Genomic DNA, 19,677 nt, shown 5'->3' with positions numbered 1-19,677 from the left:
TTAAAGATCATGAACAAAGATATTTTAGAAATACTAGAAAGAGCTAGTAAACATGGGGTAAAACTAGAGTTGAAAGATGATTCTCTTGTTTTAAAATCTAAAAATAATAGTGTAGATCCTGATTTATTACAGGAAATTAAAGAATATAAAGAAGCAATTTTAAGCTATCTTAAAACCTATAAAAGTGAAACTAAAAATGAATTTTTAGATGCTGCCATCATTCCGGTTGATCGTGATGATAAGAAGAGGTATCCGTTATCTTTTGGTCAGGAGCGTCTATGGTTTTTGGATCAATTAGAAAAAGGAAGTACCGAGTATCACTCACCATTAGTTTTTAGGTTTAACGGAAAGCTGGATACAGAAGTATTGGGGGCTAGTTTACATAAAATTGTAGCACGACATGAAGTTTTACGTACGGTAATCAAATCTGAAGATGGCATTGCGTACCAAGAGGTATTATCAGATGAAAACTGGGCGTTGCAACAAGTTAAGGTTGCTGATGAAGCTGGTTTGAACGAGTTGTTGTTTGACTTTTTAAATACGCCATTTGATCTGTCTAGCGACTATATGGTAAGGGCGAGTTTATATGAATTAAGTGCTACAGAACATGTACTGATGATCGTTTTTCATCATATTAGTAATGATGCATGGTCTGATGATATTTTTATAGGAGAGTTAATTGAATTGTACAGCGCTGCTACAGAAAATAGAACTTCGGATTTGGCTCCTGCAACTTTGCAGTATATTGATTATGCAACATGGCAAAGAGAATATATAAAAGAAGACATCTTAGAATCGCAATTATCATATTGGCAAGAACAATTGTCGGGTGTTACTCCATTGTTACTATCAACCGATTACCCTAGAAAGTCAGTAAGAAGTGCCAAAGGCTCGAGATTTGCTTTTGAGATAGATGCTGATTTACAAGATGACTTACAGCAATTAGCCCAAGAGGAAGGAGTTACGTTGTTTATGCTATTATTATCTGCCTTCAAAGTATTGATGTATCGTTATAGTGGTCAGGATGATATTTGTGTAGGTACCCCGATTGCAAATCGTACTCAAGAGGAGATCGAAGGCATGATAGGTTTCTTTGTCAATACGTTGGCATTGCGCAGTAATGTAGGAGTGGATGCTACTTTCAAAGAATTTTTACAACAGGTAAAGGCAACGACCTTATCGGGTTATGACCACCAGCATGTTCCGTTTGAAAAAGTAGTAGATCGCGTGGTGAGTTCTAGGGATATGAGTATCAGTCCTTTGTTTCAGGTAGCATTTATTTTACAGAACAAATCAGAAGTTAAAGATTTACAATTAGGAGATATTCATATTGCACCATATGAAGGATATGATAGAGGACTTTCTAATTTTGATCTTTCTCTTATAGCAGAAGAAGGCGATGTTAATATCTCTTTAGAATTAGAATATTGTACCGATTTGTTTGCTGAGGCTACCATCCAGCGTATTGCATCTTATTTTCAGGAATTATTAAAAAGTATACTAGCTAATAAAAACAGTAAACTTTCAGATTTAAATATAGTATCCGTTTCAGAACAACATAAACTGTTAGAGACTTTTAATGACACGGCATTAACTTACCCTCAGGATGCATCATTAACAACTCTTTTTGAAGCACAAGTAAAAAATACTACAGACCATATTGCTTTAGTTTTTGAGGATCGAAGTTATACATATCAGGAGTTAGACGAGGCTGCTAATAGGCTAGCACATTACCTGTTGGCTAATTATAATCTTACTGTAGAAGATTTTGTAGGGATTAAGCTAGACCGTAGCGATGATTTGATCATCAGTATACTGGCAATTATAAAATTAGGAGGGGTGTATGTTCCTATAGACCCTAATTATCCTTTGGACCGTATTTCTTATATAGAGCAGGATGCAGATTGTAAGTTGATTATAGATGATAGAGTGTTAAGTTTATACAAAAAAGAAGCTTTTAACTATGAGGTTACTTCTCCTAAGGTTGGTATAAATAGTGATACTCTTGCATATGTAATGTATACTTCGGGGAGTACAGGTACTCCCAAGGGGGTGATGGTTACTCATCAAAATATTGTGAGTTTATGTACATCTTGCGATTACATTGATTTATCAAATGATACGGTCTTGTTGTCTACAGGTTCTGTATCTTTTGATGCTACGACGATAGAGTTTTGGGGCCCTCTTTTAAATGGAGGAAAATTAGTGATCACCGATAGAGATACCTTATTAAATACCGAAAAATTACGGAATAAAATTGCAAGCCATAATGTCAATACATTATGGATGACTGCTTCTTGGTTTCATCAGGTTGCAGAGGATAACCTTTCTGTTTTCGAAAACCTTAAATACCTTATGGTAGGAGGTGATAAGGTGCTGTTTAACTTTACAAATATGGTTAAGGAACGTTATCCAGATTTACACATCGTAAATGGTTATGGCCCAACCGAGAATACTACTTTTTCTACTACGCATCGTATTGAAGGGAATATGGATAGCGATATCCCTATTGGTGCGCCTATAAAGAACAGTCAGGCTTATATTTACAATTTAGATTTATCTCAATTACAGCCTGTTGGTGTTGTAGGAGAATTATGCCTGGGAGGGTCAGGGCTTTCTAAAGGATATCTTAATCAAGAAGAATTGACTGCCGAGAAGTTTGTGAACAACCCATTGGTTACTGGAGAGCGTATGTATCGTACAGGAGATTTAGCCAAATGGCTACCCGATGGTACTATCGAATTTGTAGGCAGAAAAGATGATCAGGTAAAAATACGAGGGTATCGTATCGAGCTGGGAGAGATCGAGAATGCGTTATTGGGATTAGATTCGATCACGACTTGTTGTGTGCTGGTCAATACCGATGCCCAGGGAACAAAGCGTTTGGTTGCTTATGTAGTAGCAGATGATTTTGATAAGGAAGCGATACAAGAGACCTTAAAAAATAAGTTACCTGATTATATGGTACCTCAGTTATGGGTTGAGTTGGATAGTATGCCACTGACCAATAACGGTAAGATTGATAAAAAGAGTTTGCCAGATCCAGATATCTCAGAGTTATCAAGTCAGGAATATGTAGCAGCTATTACTGCTAGCGAACATAAGTTGGTTACTATATGGCAGGATTTATTAGGAGTAGCACGTGTAGGTATTTATGATGAATTCTTTGAGTTGGGTGGTCATTCATTACTGGCGACTCGTTTGGTATCGATGATCCGTAAAGAGCTAGAGGTAGAAGTTGCTATCAAGGATATTTTTGTGTATTCGAAGTTGGTAGATTTAGGATTTTACATAGATAAGCAATCTAAAGGTACTTTATTGCCAGCGATTACAGCACAAGATCGTTCAGATCGTATCCCATTATCTTTTAGTCAGGAACGTTTATGGTTTATCGATCAGTTACATGGTAGTACAGAATATCACATCCCTATTAATCTTGAGTTATCAGGAGAACTGGATGTAACTGTATTAGAAGCCAGTTTTAGAGAGATTGTATCCCGTCACGAAGTATTACGAACCGTAATTTTTTCAGAAGATGGAGTAGGGTATCAACGGGTGATGCCTACAGATGCATGGTCTTTGGAAGAGGTGACGTTACAACTTGGAGATTCGGTGAGCTCGAATGTATCAGATTTTATGAATGCTCCTTTTGATCTAACACGTGATTATATGTTGCGTGTTCGTTTGTATCATTTAGGAGAAGATCAATATATATTGTCAGGAGTTTTCCATCATATAGCCAGCGATGGTTGGTCTAACGGATTATTGACTCAGGAATTTATAGAATTGTACGGGTCTTTATCTACCTCACGTACTCCTGTTTTAGAAACCTTATCGATTCAATATGCCGATTATGCCTTATGGCAACGCAAGTATTTAGAAGGAGCTGTTTTAGATCAGCAGTTATCGTATTGGGAGGATCAGTTAACAGGTTCGGTTCCGTTATCCTTACCAACCGATTACCCACGCCCAGAAGTACAGAGTAATGAAGGAGCGAGTCTTTCTTTTACATTAGATAAAGAATTGAGTGCTTCGTTACAGGCCCTTTGTCAGCAAGAAGGAGTGACCCTGTTTATGACATTATTGGCTGCTTTTAAGGTAGTTTTATCGAGATACAAGGGTCAGGAAGATATTTGTATAGGTACTTCTATTGCCAATCGTCCTCAGGAAGCGTTAGAGCATATGATCGGTTTCTTTGTAAACTCATTGGCACTACGAAGTGATCTAAGTGGTAATCCACGTTTTACCGATTTCTTACATCAAGTAAAGGAGGTTACTTTAGGAGGATATGACAATCAGGATGCTCCATTCGAGAAGGTAGTAGATCGAGTGGTCGAGGATCGTGATATGAGTAAAAATCCACTATTCCAGGTGATGTTTAGTTTGCATAATGTTCAGGAAGAAGAGGATGTTGCTATAGAGGGATTAACAATACGCCCTTATGATCAGGCAGATAGTACGATCCAGTTTGATCTTACCGCAGATGTGCAAGAAGGAGAAAATGGTATTGTAATTGACTTTGGTTATTGTACCGCTTTATTTAAAGAAGCTACGATAGCTCATATGGCTTCGCACTACGAGGAGTTGTTACGCAGTATTGTCAAGAACCCATCAGAGACGATTAGAGATTTATCGATGCTTACCGCCCAGGAGGCAGGCCAGGTGTTGCATTTGTTTAATGCTACCGAGGTTTCGTATCCGTTAGAAGAGACTTTTGTAAGCCTTTTTGAGACGCAGGTGTCCAAAACCCCTGATGCGATTGCAGTAAGTTTTGAAGGTGTTGATCTAAGCTATAAAGCATTAGATGAAGCTTCTAACCAACTGGCACATTACTTGAGCTCGCAAGGCGTAGAAGAAGATGTGTTGGTTGGTATTTGTGTAGAACGTTCTTTTGCAATGCTGATTGGTATTGTAGGTATTTTAAAAGCGGGCGGTGCTTATGTCCCTATCAAGCCAGATTATCCAGCATCGAGGATCCAACATATTTTAGGAGATACTCAAAGTAAGGTAGTGATTACTGATACTACCAGTAATGAGTTGATTACAACGAGCTATCCAGATGTGACGACAGTTGTTGTAGACTCAGAGGATGCTGTATATGCAGAACAGCCGACAACTAGTGTAAATGTTACTATTGCTCCATCTTCATTGGGGTATGTTATATACACCTCGGGTAGTACCGGTACTCCCAAGGGCGCTATGATCGAACATCAAGGGATGTTGAATCACTTACTACTAATGATCGATGAATTGGATATGGATAGTGATAGTGTTGTTGCTTTTACAGCACCTTTTACGTTTGATATTTCTGTTTGGCAGTTGTTAAGTGGTTTACTTACTGGTGGTCGTATGGTGATCTACAGTGAGGAGATGATTTTAGATCCATTAGTATTACAAGGATCCTTACATGATGATGGAGTAAGCATTTTGCAATTAGTTCCATCTTATGTATCCGGTTTATTAGATATTGATTCGATCAAGGACTTACGTCATTTGAGCTACTTTTTAGTTACCGGCGAGGCAGCCCATCACTCGTTGTTAGAGAAATGGTTTGCTCGTTATCCAGAGATTCCAGTGGTGAATGCATATGGTCCTGCAGAGGCCTCTGATGATGTTAGTTTACATATCATGAAGGAATGTCCAGCAGAGGGTATTGTTCCTATCGGGGTTCCTGTAGCCAATATGGATATTTATGTGGTTGATGATAAGAATCAGTTATGTCCGATAGGAGCTGTAGGCGAGTTATGGGTAAGTGGAGTTGGCGTAGGAAGAGGATATGTAAATGATCCAGAGAAGACGGCCAATAGTTTTATAGCTAATCCATTTAAGGATAGTGGGTATAAGGTCTATAAGACCGGAGATTTAGGGAGATGGTTACCCGATGGTAGTTTAGAGTTTATCGGTAGAAAGGACAATCAGGTAAAGATACGTGGTTATCGTATCGAATTAGGCGAGATAGAGAATGTACTATCCGGATTAGAAGGTGTTGAGAGTTGTTGTGTACTAGCGAGTCCAGATAGTGATGGCAATAATCGTTTGGTAGGTTATGTAGTTAACGAAGGAGGCTTTGATAGTCAGCAATTACAAGATGGCTTAAAGCAACAGTTACCTGAGTATATGGTTCCAGGTCTTTGGGTTGCGATGGATGAGTTACCGTTAACAGCTAATGGTAAGATTGATCGCAAGAGCTTACCCGATCCCGATATGTCCGAGCAATCGAGTAAGGGTTATGTAGCCGCAAGAAATGTTACCGAGGAGAAGTTGGTAGGGATCTGGCAGGATTTGTTAGGCGTAGAGAGAGTTGGAGTATATGATGATTTCTTCGAATTAGGAGGACATTCATTATTGGCTACCCGTTTGATTTATATGGTTCGTAAAGAGCTGGATGCAGAGATAGCGATCAAGGATGTGTTTATGAACACCGTTCTTTCTGATCTGTCTGCTTATATCGGAGGAGGTTCAGAAGAGGAAGGATTACCAGCTATTGTAGTGGGTGATCGATCAGGACGTATCCCATTATCGTTTAGTCAACAACGTCTATGGTTTATCGATGAGTTAGAGGGTAGTTTACAATATCATATGCCTATTGTATTACGTATCGATGGTGCATTAGATATCGATGCGTTGTCGAGTTCCTTCAAAGAGATAGTCAACAGACATGAGGTATTACGTACGGTGATCAAATCAGAAGATGGTGTTGCTTACCAGGAGGTGATGTCTGCAGATGCATGGAGTTTAGAAGTGGTACGTTTAGATAGTACTACCGATATGGAATCCTTATTGCATTCGTATGTTTCTATTCCTTTTGATTTATCGAGTGATTATATGGTACGTATGTGTTTATATGATCCGGGAGATGGTTCTTATATTCTTGCAGGAGTGATTCATCATATTGCCAGTGATGGTTGGTCAGAAGATGTTTTTGTACAGGAGTTAGGAGCGTTGTATAGTTGTTATTCACAAGGTAGAGCATCAGATTTAGCACCATTATCCTTACAATATATTGATTATGCCTTATGGCAACGTAAGTATATTGAGGGAGATGTTTTAGAGGCCGAGTTATCGTACTGGCAGGATCAATTGTCAGATGTTACTCCATTGGCTTTACCGACCGATTACCCACGAGGTTCAGTTCGTAGTACAGTAGGATTACGACATGAGTTTGAGTTGGATAGAGAATTGAGTGCTTCGTTACAGGATGTTTGTAAAGAAGAAGGAGTTACTTTATACATGTTATTGTTAGCTGCCTTTAAGGTCTTGATGCATCGTTATAGTGGTCAGGAAGATATTTGTGTAGGTACCCCGATAGCTAATCGTATACAGGAGGAGACTCAGGGTATGATTGGATTTTTTGTCAATACATTGGCCTTGCGCAGTGATGTAGGATCGGTTGCTACTTTCCAGGAGTTTTTACAACAGGTAAAGGGGACTACTTTGGCAGGACAGGATCATCAGCATGCACCTTTTGAGAGGATTGTTGATTTGGTGGTAGACACCAGAGATATGAGTATGAGCCCATTGTTTCAGGTAATGTTCTTACTACAGAATAAGATGGGTAGTAAGGATTTAGCCTTAGATGGAATAGAGATTTCAGCCTATGATGAGTATGATCGAGGATTATCGAATTTTGATCTTACTTTAATAGTCGATGAGGGAGAGACGCATATTTCATTTGATATAGAATATTGTACAGACTTATTTACCGAGGCTACGATTCGACGTATGGCGTTACACTATAAAGAATTGTTAAGTAGCATTGTGGTAAATAGAGCAAGTAGTATTGCAGACTTATCAATAGTAACCCAAGAAGAACAAAAAGAATTACTAGAAATTTTTAATGATACAAAAACCGAAGAAGCCATTTCTTCGACTCTGGTAGACTTGTTTAGAGATCAGGTTGCCAGAACTCCAGATAGTACAGCATTGGTTTATCAGGACAAAATGTTTACTTATCAGGAGTTGGACGATATCTCTAATCGACTAGCTAACTATTTACTATCAAACTATACTATCAAGGTCGAAGATTTTATAGGTGTTAAGTTAGATCGTAGTGATGATTTTATTATTAGTTTGCTTGCGGTTATGAAATCAGGAGGAGTGTATGTTCCTATTGATCCAAATCATCCGCAAGATCGTATTTCTTACATAGAACAAGACAGTAATTGCAAGGTGATCATAGATTCAGAGGCTCTTAAAACCTTTAAAGAAACCAAAGATGACTATCCAACAATTCTTCCGAATATATCTTTATCAGAAGATCACCTTGCTTATATTATTTATACTTCTGGATCTACCGGCAAACCTAAAGGAGTATTGATAGAGCATAAAGGTATTGTAAACACTATTGTTTCTCAGATAAAAGAATATAAGGTTACTTCATTAGATTCTTGTTTACAATTTGCAAGTATATCATTTGATGTTTCTATAGGAGAAATTTTTACTTCATTATTGAGTGGAGCTCGATTGTGTATTATTTCAAAGGAAGAAAAAGGAGATGTTCATCTATTTTCAGAATATGTAAAAAATAACCATATTACATGGGCATCATTACCACCTGCATTTTTTAAGTTAGTAAACATAGAAGATGTATCAGGGATAAAAACTTTGATTACAGCAGGAGAAGAAGCACCATTGGACAAAGCTCTCGAATTTTCTAAACAAGGAAATTATGTAAATGCTTATGGTCCTACAGAAACTAGTATCTATGCTACTGTTTTTGCTGAAGATTTTACGACCAAAGTTCCTATTGGTAAACCGATTAGCAATACCTCTATTTATATTGTTTCTGATGATCTAAACATCCAGCCTATTGGTGTGGTTGGTGAGTTGTGTATAGGAGGAACGGGACTGGCCAGAGGGTATCATAATCGAGAAGAACTTACTGCCGAGAAATTTATAGCAAATCCATTTGTTGTTGGTGAGCGCATGTATCGAACGGGAGATTTAGCCAAATGGTTACCCGATGGTAATATTGAGTTTTTAGGTAGAAAAGACAATCAGGTAAAGATTCGAGGATATCGTATCGAATTAGGAGAGATCGAAAATGTTTTACTAGCCGAAGATACAATTACTACTTGCTGCGTCGAAGCCAAAACAGATGCCGAAGGTAATAAACGTTTAGTAGCGTATGTGGTAGGTAGCAAGGATTTTGATAAAGATGAAATTCAGTTAACACTAAAGAGTAAGTTACCAGAATATATGGTTCCTGGATTATGGGTTGTTCTCGATACTATGCCATTAAATAACAATGGTAAGATCGATAAGCAAAACTTGCCAGAACCAGACCTGTCTGATTTATCTAGCGAAGTCTATGTGGCTGCTAGTACTGCAATCGAAGAACGTTTGGTTGCTATTTGGGAAGATTTGTTAGGATTAGAAAAAGTGGGTGCAAATGATAATTTCTTTGAGCTAGGAGGGCATTCATTACTGGCAACCCGATTAATTTCTATGATCCGTAAGGAGTTACATGTAGAAATCAAAATCAAAGAGATCTTCGTTTATTCAAGACTAAAGGATCTAGCAACATGCATCGAAAAACAATCCAAAGGTTCTTTCTTACCTACAGTGGTTCCTCAGGAGCGTCCAGAGCGTATTCCGTTATCGTTTAGTCAGGAGCGTTTATGGTTTTTAGATCAATTACAGGGAACAGCAGAATATCATATACCTATTAGTTTACAGTTATCAGGTACATTAGATATCAAAATTTTAGAAACCTGCCTACGAGAAATCATTGCTCGTCATGAGGTTTTAAGAACGGTAATCGCTTCAGAAGACGGAGTAGGGTATCAGCAAGTATTGCCAGCTCAGAATTGGTCATTATCGGTGGTTACGCAAGAGGAATCTTCAGACTTAGAAATTGCTATCCATAACCTGATCAGTCAACCTTTTGATTTGTCAAAAGATTATATGCTTAGAATGGCAATTTATGATCAGGGAAATAATAATTATATACTGGCAGGAGTATTTCATCATATTGCCAGCGATGGTTGGTCTGATAGTATTTTTGTAAGAGAGTTTGTAGAACTCTATAGTGCGTATTCTCAAGACAAACTTTCAGAACTAACTCCATTATCGATTCAGTATGCAGATTATGCATTGTGGCAAAGAGAGCACCTTACAGGAGATTTCATGGAAACCCAATTATCCTATTGGGAAAATCAACTATCAGGAGTGCTTCCGTTACAATTACCAACAGATTATACAAGACCGCTTATTCCAAGTAAAGAAGGGGCGTCATATGGGTTTGATTTATCAGAAGAGCTAACAACTTCATTAGTACAATTAGGCAAAAAACAAGAGACTACTTTATTTATGACGTTACTGTCTGGTTTCAAAGTGTTATTGTCAAGATACAGTGGTCAGGATGATATATGTATCGGTACTCCTATTGCCAATCGACCTCAGGAAGCGTTAGAGCATATGATCGGTTTCTTTGTAAATACGTTGGCATTGCGAAGTGATTTAAGCGGAAACCCAAGTTTTACATCAGTATTGCAAAAAGTAAAAGAAACTACCTTAAATGGTTATGATCACCAGCATGCACCTTTCGAAAAGATAGTAGAGCGAGTGGTTAAGAACAGAGATATGAGCACCACGCCATTGTTTCAGACACTATTTGCATTACAAAATATGCCTGACGAGAATGGAGATGCTTTAGAAGGAATAACGATAAAATCGTATGCTCAGGAAAGCAATACAGCTCAGTTCGATTTATCTTTTTATGCCATAGAAGAAGAGAAAGGGATTTCATTTAGGATAGAGTATGCGACTTCTTTGTTCAAAGAAACTACCATACATCAGATGGTAGTGCATTTTGAAGAGTTATTAAAGGATATTGTAAAAAATCCAGATCAAGGAATTAATAACCTATCAATGCTCACGGCTGCAGAAGAAAAAATGGTATTGCAGTCTTTCAACACTACCGAGGTAGCATATCCTAAAGACAAGACGTTGGTGGATTTATTCGGAGAGCAGGTTGTAAAAACTCCAAATGCGATTGCTATAGTGTTCGAAGGTTTGGAACTTACCTATCAGGAGTTAGATCAAAAATCCAATCAGTTAGCACATTATTTGCGTTCTAAAGGAATCAAGGCAGAGAGCTTAGTAGGTATTTGTATTGATCGTTCCTTAGAAATGATGATAGGAATTTTAGGGATTCTGAAAGCAGGAGGTGCTTATGTACCGATTGATCCAAAATACCCATCAACAAGAATAAATTATATTATTGATGATGCAGCTATTGACTTTGTATTAAGTAGTTCTGATGCAATTGAAGCCTTGCAACATAAAGAAGGTCTTGAGATTGTTTTATTAGATAGTGATTGGGGAATTATTGCCAAAGAGTCTTCTTCAGGACTAGCTAAGACAGTTACTCCAGAAAATTTGGCGTATGTGATCTACACTTCGGGTAGTACAGGAAACCCTAAAGGGGTAATGAATGAACACTCTGGAATTGTAAATCGTCTGTTATGGGCTCAGCAAGAGTATGATTTACAGCCAGAGAAAGATGTTGTGTTGCAAAAAACTACATTTTGTTTTGACGTTTCTGTATGGGAGTTGATATGGCCTGTATTAACAGGAGTAAAATTAGTCTTTGCACATCCAGAAGGACATAAAGATGGTAATTATTTAAAGAATGTTATTGATGATCAACGTATTACCACTATGCATTTTGTGCCATCGATGTTATGGGTTTTCTTACAGGAAGTAGAAGCAGGTGACTGCAGTTCTCTTCGCCAGGTGTTATGTAGTGGTGAAGCATTATTACCAGATCATGTAAATCTATTTAAAGAGAAATTTCCAGAGGTACGTTTAGACAATTTATACGGTCCTACAGAGGCAGCAATCGATGTAAGTTCCTGGAGCGTTCCTAAAGAAGCTAAAAAAGTAACCGTAGTTCCTATTGGTAAACCAGTAGCCAATACTAGTTTATATATCCTTAATTCTGAATACAAACCTTTACCGATTGGTGTTGCAGGAGGTTTGTATATCGGAGGAATACAAGTATCAAGAGGGTATTTGAATAAAGAAGAACTTACCAGAGAACGCTTTATAAATAACCCTTTTGCAGAAGGAGAACGATTGTATTATACGGGAGATTTAGCAAAATGGCTACCCGACGGAAATATCGAATATATCGGTAGAGAAGATGACCAGGTTAAAATACGTGGATATCGTATCGAATTAGGAGAGATCGAACAAGTATTAAATGAAGTTTCAGGAATTACACAATCAGTAGTTTTAGCCAGAGCAGATAAAGAAGGAAATAAACGATTGATAGGATATGTAGTTGCCGAGGGTGAATTTAATAAAGAAGAAGTTCAAAATAAGTTAGTGTCAGAACTTCCCGAATATATGGTTCCACAGTTATGGGTTTCTTTGGATGAAATTCCATTAACTAGTAACGGAAAGGCGGATAAGAAGAATCTTCCAGATCCTGATATGTCTACAATGTCTACCAAAGCCTATGTTGCTGCAAGTACTGCTACTGAAACACAATTGGTAAGTATATGGCAGGAGTTATTGGGTATTGATCAGGTAGGTATACATGATGATTTCTTTGAGTTAGGTGGTCATTCGTTACTAGCGACCCGTTTGGTATCTATGATTCGTAAAGAGTTATCGGTAGAAATTCTGATCAGAGATATTTTTACGTATTCATCGATAGCAGAGTTGTCATTGCATATTACTACAAGTACCAACACTGCTTTACTACCTCCCGTTGTAGCAGGAGATCGTTCTGAGCGTGTTCCGTTATCGTTTAGTCAGCAACGTTTGTGGTTTATCGATCAGTTAGAAGGAAGTGTTTCTTATCATATGCCTATTTTACTATGTATTGATGGTGGATTGGATATAGAAGCATTATCGGCTTCCTTAAAAGAGGTGGTAAACCGCCATGAAGTATTACGTACAGTTATTAAATCAGATAACGGAGTTGCTTACCAAGAGGTGCAGTCTGCAGAGGATTGGTCATTAGAGGTGATAAAGCTAAATGACTCTGATGATGTTACAGCGCTATTACAGTCTGCTATTGCCACACCATTTGATTTGTCGAGCGATTATATGTTACGAGTATGTTTGTATGACAAAGGCGATGATGCATATATTTTATCGGGAGTGATTCATCACATCGCTAGTGATGGTTGGTCAGAAGGTGTTTTTGTAGAAGAATTTACCAGATTATATCAATCTTATTCGTCAGGTATTGCTTCAGATTTATCACCATTATCATTACAGTATATTGATTATGCGTTATGGCAACAGGAATATGTAGAAGGTGAAGTTTTAGACTCACAGTTATCCTACTGGCAAGAACAGTTATCAGGAGTTAGTCCGTTAGACTTACCTACAGACTATCAACGTCCTATCGAGCAGAGTACCAAAGGTTCGAGATATTCTTTTGAGGTAGATACTGATTTGCAGGATGACTTACAAAAGATTGCTCAGGAAGAGGGAGTTACTATGTTTATGTTATTGTTATCGGTTTTCAAGGTATTGATGTATCGTTACAGTGGTCAGGATGATATTTGTGTAGGTACTCCGATTGCAAATCGTACTCAGGAGGAGACCGAAGGCATGATCGGTTTCTTTGTAAATACTCTTGCACTGCGTAGTGATGTAGGAGCGGTTGCTACTTTCAAAGAGTTTTTACAGCAGGTAAAGGCGACGACTTTATCGGGTTATGATCACCAGCATGCTCCTTTCGAGAAGGTGGTAGAACATGTTGTAGAGACTAGAGATATGAGCATCAGCCCATTGTTCCAGGTCATGTTCTTATTACAGATCAAATCAGAAGTTAAAGATTTACAATTAGGAGATATTCAAATTGCACCTTACGAAGGTTTTGATAGAGGGCTTTCTAATTTTGATCTGACTCTTATGGCAGAAGAAAGTGATGCAGGAATTACTTTTGATTTAGAATATTGTACCGATCTGTTTACCGAGGCAACGATCCAACGTATGTCTCTGCATTTTGAAGCGTTGTTAAAAGGAATTATTGCTAATAGAGAGTTATCGATTACAGAGCTTTCTATGATTACAGCTCTAGAACGTTTTGAGCTGTTAGAGACATTTAACGCTACTCAAACTGAAGAAATTACTACGACGTTGGTTGATTTGTTTGCTGCTCAGGTAGAGAAAACTCCAGACGGTACTGCATTGGTGTATGAAGATAGGGTACTTACCTACCGTGAGTTGGATGAAGTTTCTAATCGATTAGCCAACTATTTACTAGAGAATCATGCGATCGAGATAGAAGATTTTGTAGGAGTGAAGCTGGATCGTAGTGATGATTTGATCATCAGCTTACTGGCGGTTATGAAATCAGGAGGGGTGTATGTTCCTATCGATCCTAATTATCCAGAAGAACGTATTTCATATATAGAAAAGGACAGCAATTGCAAGGTGATTATCGATTCAGATACTCTTACAACCTATAAAGCAACCGAAGAAGACTATTCTGTAGCACTTCCGAATATATCTTTATCAGAGGATCACCTTGCTTATATTATTTATACTTCGGGATCTACCGGTAAGCCAAAGGGAGTACTAATAGAACACAAAGGAATTGTAAATACCATTACATCACAAATAAAAGAGTTTGATATTACTTCATCCGATGCATGTTTACAGTTCTCGAGCGCTTCTTTTGATGCTTCGATATGGGAAATTTTCATGGCACTGTTAAGCGGAGCCAGTTTACATGTGATCGAAGAAACCATAAAAGGAGATGCTGATTTATGTGCTCATTTTATTAATAAGCACCAAATTACATGGACGATACTTCCTCCGGCATTTTTAAAATTAGTAGATGTTAGTCAATTAAAAAGTTTAAAAACCTTGGTTACTGGTGGAGAAGAAGCACCTTTAGAAAAGGTGATCGAGTTTGCTAAACAAGGTCGTTATGCCAATGCATATGGCCCAACAGAAGCGAGTATTTGTATTACCATCTTTACAGGTGAAGTTACTACCAAAGTTCCTATCGGAAAACCGATCAATAATACTCGTATTTATATTCTTTCTGATGATCTAAAGATTCAACCTATAGGTGTTGTGGGAGAGTTATGCGTTGCAGGAACGGGATTAGCCAGAGGTTATCATAATCAAGAAGAATTGACTGCCGAGAAGTTTGTAGCCAACCCATTTGTTTTTGGTGAGCGTATGTACCGTACAGGGGATTTAGCCAAATGGCTACCCGATGGTACTATCGAATTTATAGGTAGAAAAGATGATCAGGTAAAAATACGAGGGTATCGTATCGAGCTGGGAGAGATAGAGAATGTAGTATTGGGGTTAGATTCGATCACGACTTGTTGCGTGCTGGCTAATACCGATGCCCAGGGAACAAAGCGTTTGGTTGCCTATGTAGTAGCAGATGATTTTGATAAGGAAAAGATACAAGAGACCTTAAAAAATAAGTTACCCGAGTATATGGTACCTCAGTTATGGGTTGAGTTGGATAGTATGCCACTGACCAATAATGGTAAGATCGATAAAAAGAGCTTGCCAGATCCAGATACCTCAGAATTATCAAGTCAGGAATATGTGGTACCAGTTACTACTACCGAGCATAAGTTGGTTGCTATCTGGCAGGATCTGCTAGGTGTAGAACGCGTAGGTATTTATGATGATTTCTTCGAGTTGGGAGGTCATTCGTTACTGGCGACCCGTTTGGTATCGATGATTCGTAAAGAGTTGGAGGTAGAGCTTGCCATCAGGGATGTTTTTGTGTATTCGAAACTGGTAGATTTAGGAAGGTATCTCGAGAAACAATCTACGGGAACTACATTGCCAGCGATTACGACACAAGAGCGTTCAGATCGTATCCCATTATCCTTTAGCCAGGAACGTTTATGGTTTATTGATGAATTACAAGATAATAGTATAGAATACCATATTCCATTTAATTTAAGGTTATCAGGAGCTTTAGATATCCAAATATTAGAAACTAGTTTTAGAGAGATTGTATCGCGTCACGAAGTGTTACGCACGGTGATTAAGTCAGAAGACGGAGTAGGATATCAGGAGGTACGATCTGCAGAAGCGTGGAGCTTGGACGAAGTTACTATAGCATCGCAAGAACTCTTAGGACAAGATATTTCGCAATTTATTGCGCTACCTTTTGATTTATCTAAGGATTACATGCTTCGAGTTCGCTTGTATCATTTAGAAGAGGATCAATATATATTATCAGGAGTTTTCCATCATATTGCCAGCGATGGTTGGTCTAATGGTTTGTTGATCCAGGAGTTTATGGAGTTATACAAGGCATTATCAACTTCACGTACTCCTGCTTTAAAATCCTTACTGATTCAATATGCCGATTATGCCTTATGGCAACGCAAGTATATCGAAGGAACTGTTTTAGACCAGCAGTTATCGTATTGGGAAGATCAGTTAACAGGTGCAGTGCCTTTATCTTTACCGACTGATTACCCTCGTCCAGAGGTGCAGAGTAATGAAGGAGCGAGTCTTTCTTTTACATTAGATAAAGCATTGAGTGCTTCGTTGCAAACACTTTGCCAGCAAGAAGGAGTAACGATGTTTATGACATTACTGGCAGCTTTTAAGGTAGTGTTGTCACGTTATAAGGGTCAGGAAGATATTTGTATAGGTACTTCTATTGCCAATCGTCCTCAGGAAGCATTAGAACATATGATTGGCTTCTTTGTAAATACATTGGCGCTACGAAGTGATCTAAGTGGTAATCCAACATTCCTGGATTTCTTGTCCAGAGTAAAACAGATGACCTTAGATAGTTATGACAATCAGGATGCTCCATTCGAGAAGGTAGTAGATCGTGTGGTCGAGGATCGTGATATGAGTAAGAATCCATTATTCCAGGTGATGTTTAGTTTAGATAACATGCCAGAGGAAGAAGAATTGGAGATAGAAGGATTAACCATCGACTCTTTTACTCAGGATGATGGTGCGATACAATTTGATATGTCTGTTGATGTAGTAGATACTGGCGAAGGTATTGAAGTTAGGATAGGCTATTGCACTGCTTTGTTTAAAGAAGCTACAATCGCCCATATGGCTTCCCACTACGAGGAGTTGTTACGTAGTATTGTCAAGAATCCATCAGAGACAATTAGGGATTTATCGATGCTTACCGCCCAGGAAGCAGGTCAGGTCTTGCATTTGTTTAATGCTACCGAGGTATCGTATCCGTTAGAAGAGACTTTTGTAAGCCTGTTTGAAGCACAGGTATCCAAAACTCCTGATGCAATAGCAGTAAGTTTTGAAGGCGTTGATCTAAGTTATAAAGCATTAGATGAAGCTTCTAACCAACTGGCACATTACCTGTGCTTACAAGGGGTAAAAGAAGATGCGTTGGTGGGTATTTGTGTAGAACGTTCTTTTGCAATGCTGATTGGTATTGTAGGTATTTTAAAAGCGGGCGGTGCTTATGTCCCTATCAAGCCAGATTACCCTGCATCGAGGATCCAGCATATTTTAGGCGATACCCAGAGTACGGTAGTGATTACCGATACTACCAGTGATCAGTTGATTACAACGAGCTATCCAGATGTGACGACAGTTGTTGTAGACTCAGAGGATGCTGTATATGCAGAACAGCCAATAACTAGTGTAAATGTTACTATTGCTCCTTCTTCCTTGGGGTATGTTATTTACACCTCGGGTAGTACCGGTACTCCCAAGGGAGCTATGATCGAGCATAGTGGTATGCTTAATCACTTGCTACTAATGATCGATGAGTTGGATATGGACAGTGATAGTGTTGTTGCTTTTACAGCACCTTTTACGTTTGATATTTCTGTTTGGCAGTTGTTAAGTGGTTTACTTACCGGTGGTCGTATGGTGATCTACAGTGAGGAGATGATTTTAGATCCATTGGTATTACAAGGATCCTTACATGATGATGGAGTAAGCATTTTACAATTAGTTCCATCTTATGTATCCGGTTTATTAGATATTGATTCGATCAAGGACTTACGTCATTTACAATACTTTTTAGTTACTGGCGAGGCAGCCCATCATTCGTTGTTAGAGAAATGGTTTTCTCGTTATCCAGAGATTCCAGTGGTGAATGCGTATGGTCCAGCAGAGGCATCCGATGATGTTAGTTTAAATATCATGAAGGAGTGTCCGGCAGAGGGTATTGTTCCTATCGGAGTTCCTGTAGCCAATATGGATATCTATGTGGTTGATGATAAGAATCAGTTATGTCCTATAGGAGCAGTAGGAGAGTTATGGGTAAGTGGAGTTGGTGTAGGAAGAGGATATGTAAATGATCCAGAGAAGACGGCCAATAGTTTTATAGCTAATCCATTTAAGGATAGTGGGTATAAAGTCTATAAGACCGGAGATTTAGGGCGATGGTTACCCGATGGTAGTTTAGAGTTTATCGGTAGAAAGGACAATCAGGTAAAGATACGTGGTTATCGTATCGAATTAGGCGAGATAGAGAATGTACTATCCGGATTAGAAGGTGTTGAGAGTTGTTGTGTACTAGCGAGTCCAGATAGTGATGGTAATAATCGTTTGGTAGGTTATGTGGTTAGTGAAGGAGGCTTTGATAGTCAGCAATTACAAGATGGCTTAAAGCAACAGTTACCAGAATATATGGTTCCAGGTCTTTGGGTTGCGATGGATGAGTTACCGTTAACCGCTAATGGTAAGATTGACCGCAAGAGCTTACCCGATCCCGATATGTCAGAGCAATCGAGTAAGGGTTATGTAGCAGCAAGAAATACTACCGAGGAGAAGTTGGTAGGGATCTGGCAGGATTTATTAGGCGTAGAGCAGGTAGGAGTATATGATGATTTCTTCGAATTAGGAGGACATTCATTATTGGCTACCCGATTGATTTATATGGTTCGTAAAGAGCTGGATGCAGAGATAGCGATCAAGGATGTGTTTATGAACACCGTTCTTTCTGATCTGTCTGCCTATATCGGAGGAGGTTCAGAAGAGGAAGGATTACCAGCTATTGTAGTGGGTGATCGATCAGGACGTATCCCATTATCGTTTAGTCAACAACGTCTATGGTTTATCGATGAGTTAGAGGGTAGTTTACAGTATCATATGCCTATTGTATTACGTATCGATGGTGCATTAGATATCGAAGCGTTGTCGAGTTCCTTCAAAGAGATAGTCAACAGACATGAGGTATTACGTACGGTGATCAAATCAGAAGATGGAGTTGCTTACCAGGAGGTGATGTCTGCAGATGCATGGAGTTTAGAAGTGGTACGTTTAGATAGTACTACCGATATGGAATCTTTATTACATTCGTATGTTTCTATTCCTTTTGATTTATCGAGTGATTATATGGTACGTATGTGTTTATATGATCCGGGAGATGGTTCTTATATTCTTGCAGGAGTGATTCATCATATTGCCAGTGATGGTTGGTCAGAAGATGTTTTTGTACAGGAGTTAGGAGTATTGTATAGTTGTTATTCACAAGGTAAGACCTCTGATTTAGCAGCTTTACCGTTACAGTATATTGATTATGCTTTATGGCAACGTAAGTATATCGAGGGTGATGTTTTAGAGGCCGAGTTATCGTACTGGCAGGATCAGTTGGCAGATGTTACTCCATTGGCTTTACCGACCGATTACCCACGAGGTTCAGTTCGTAGTACAGTAGGATTACGACATGAGTTTGAGTTGGATAGAGAATTGAGTGCTTCGTTACAGGATGTTTGT

1 protein-coding gene is annotated in these 19,677 nt (G+C 38.6%); it reads left to right on the top strand.

Annotated features, from left to right (window positions below):
• Positions 1 to 9: 9 nt before the first annotated feature.
• A partial coding sequence (locus ABW636_RS04935) for a non-ribosomal peptide synthase/polyketide synthase (RefSeq protein ID WP_367588843.1) occupies positions 10 to 19,677 on the top strand: 19,668 nt, incomplete at its 3' end.

The sequence above is a fragment of the Aquimarina discodermiae genome (assembly GCF_040786235.1).
Classification (GTDB): Bacteria; Bacteroidota; Bacteroidia; order Flavobacteriales; family Flavobacteriaceae; genus Aquimarina.
The sequence above is the reverse complement of the archived record's forward strand: the minus strand, read 5'-3'. Positions and strand labels throughout refer to the sequence as shown.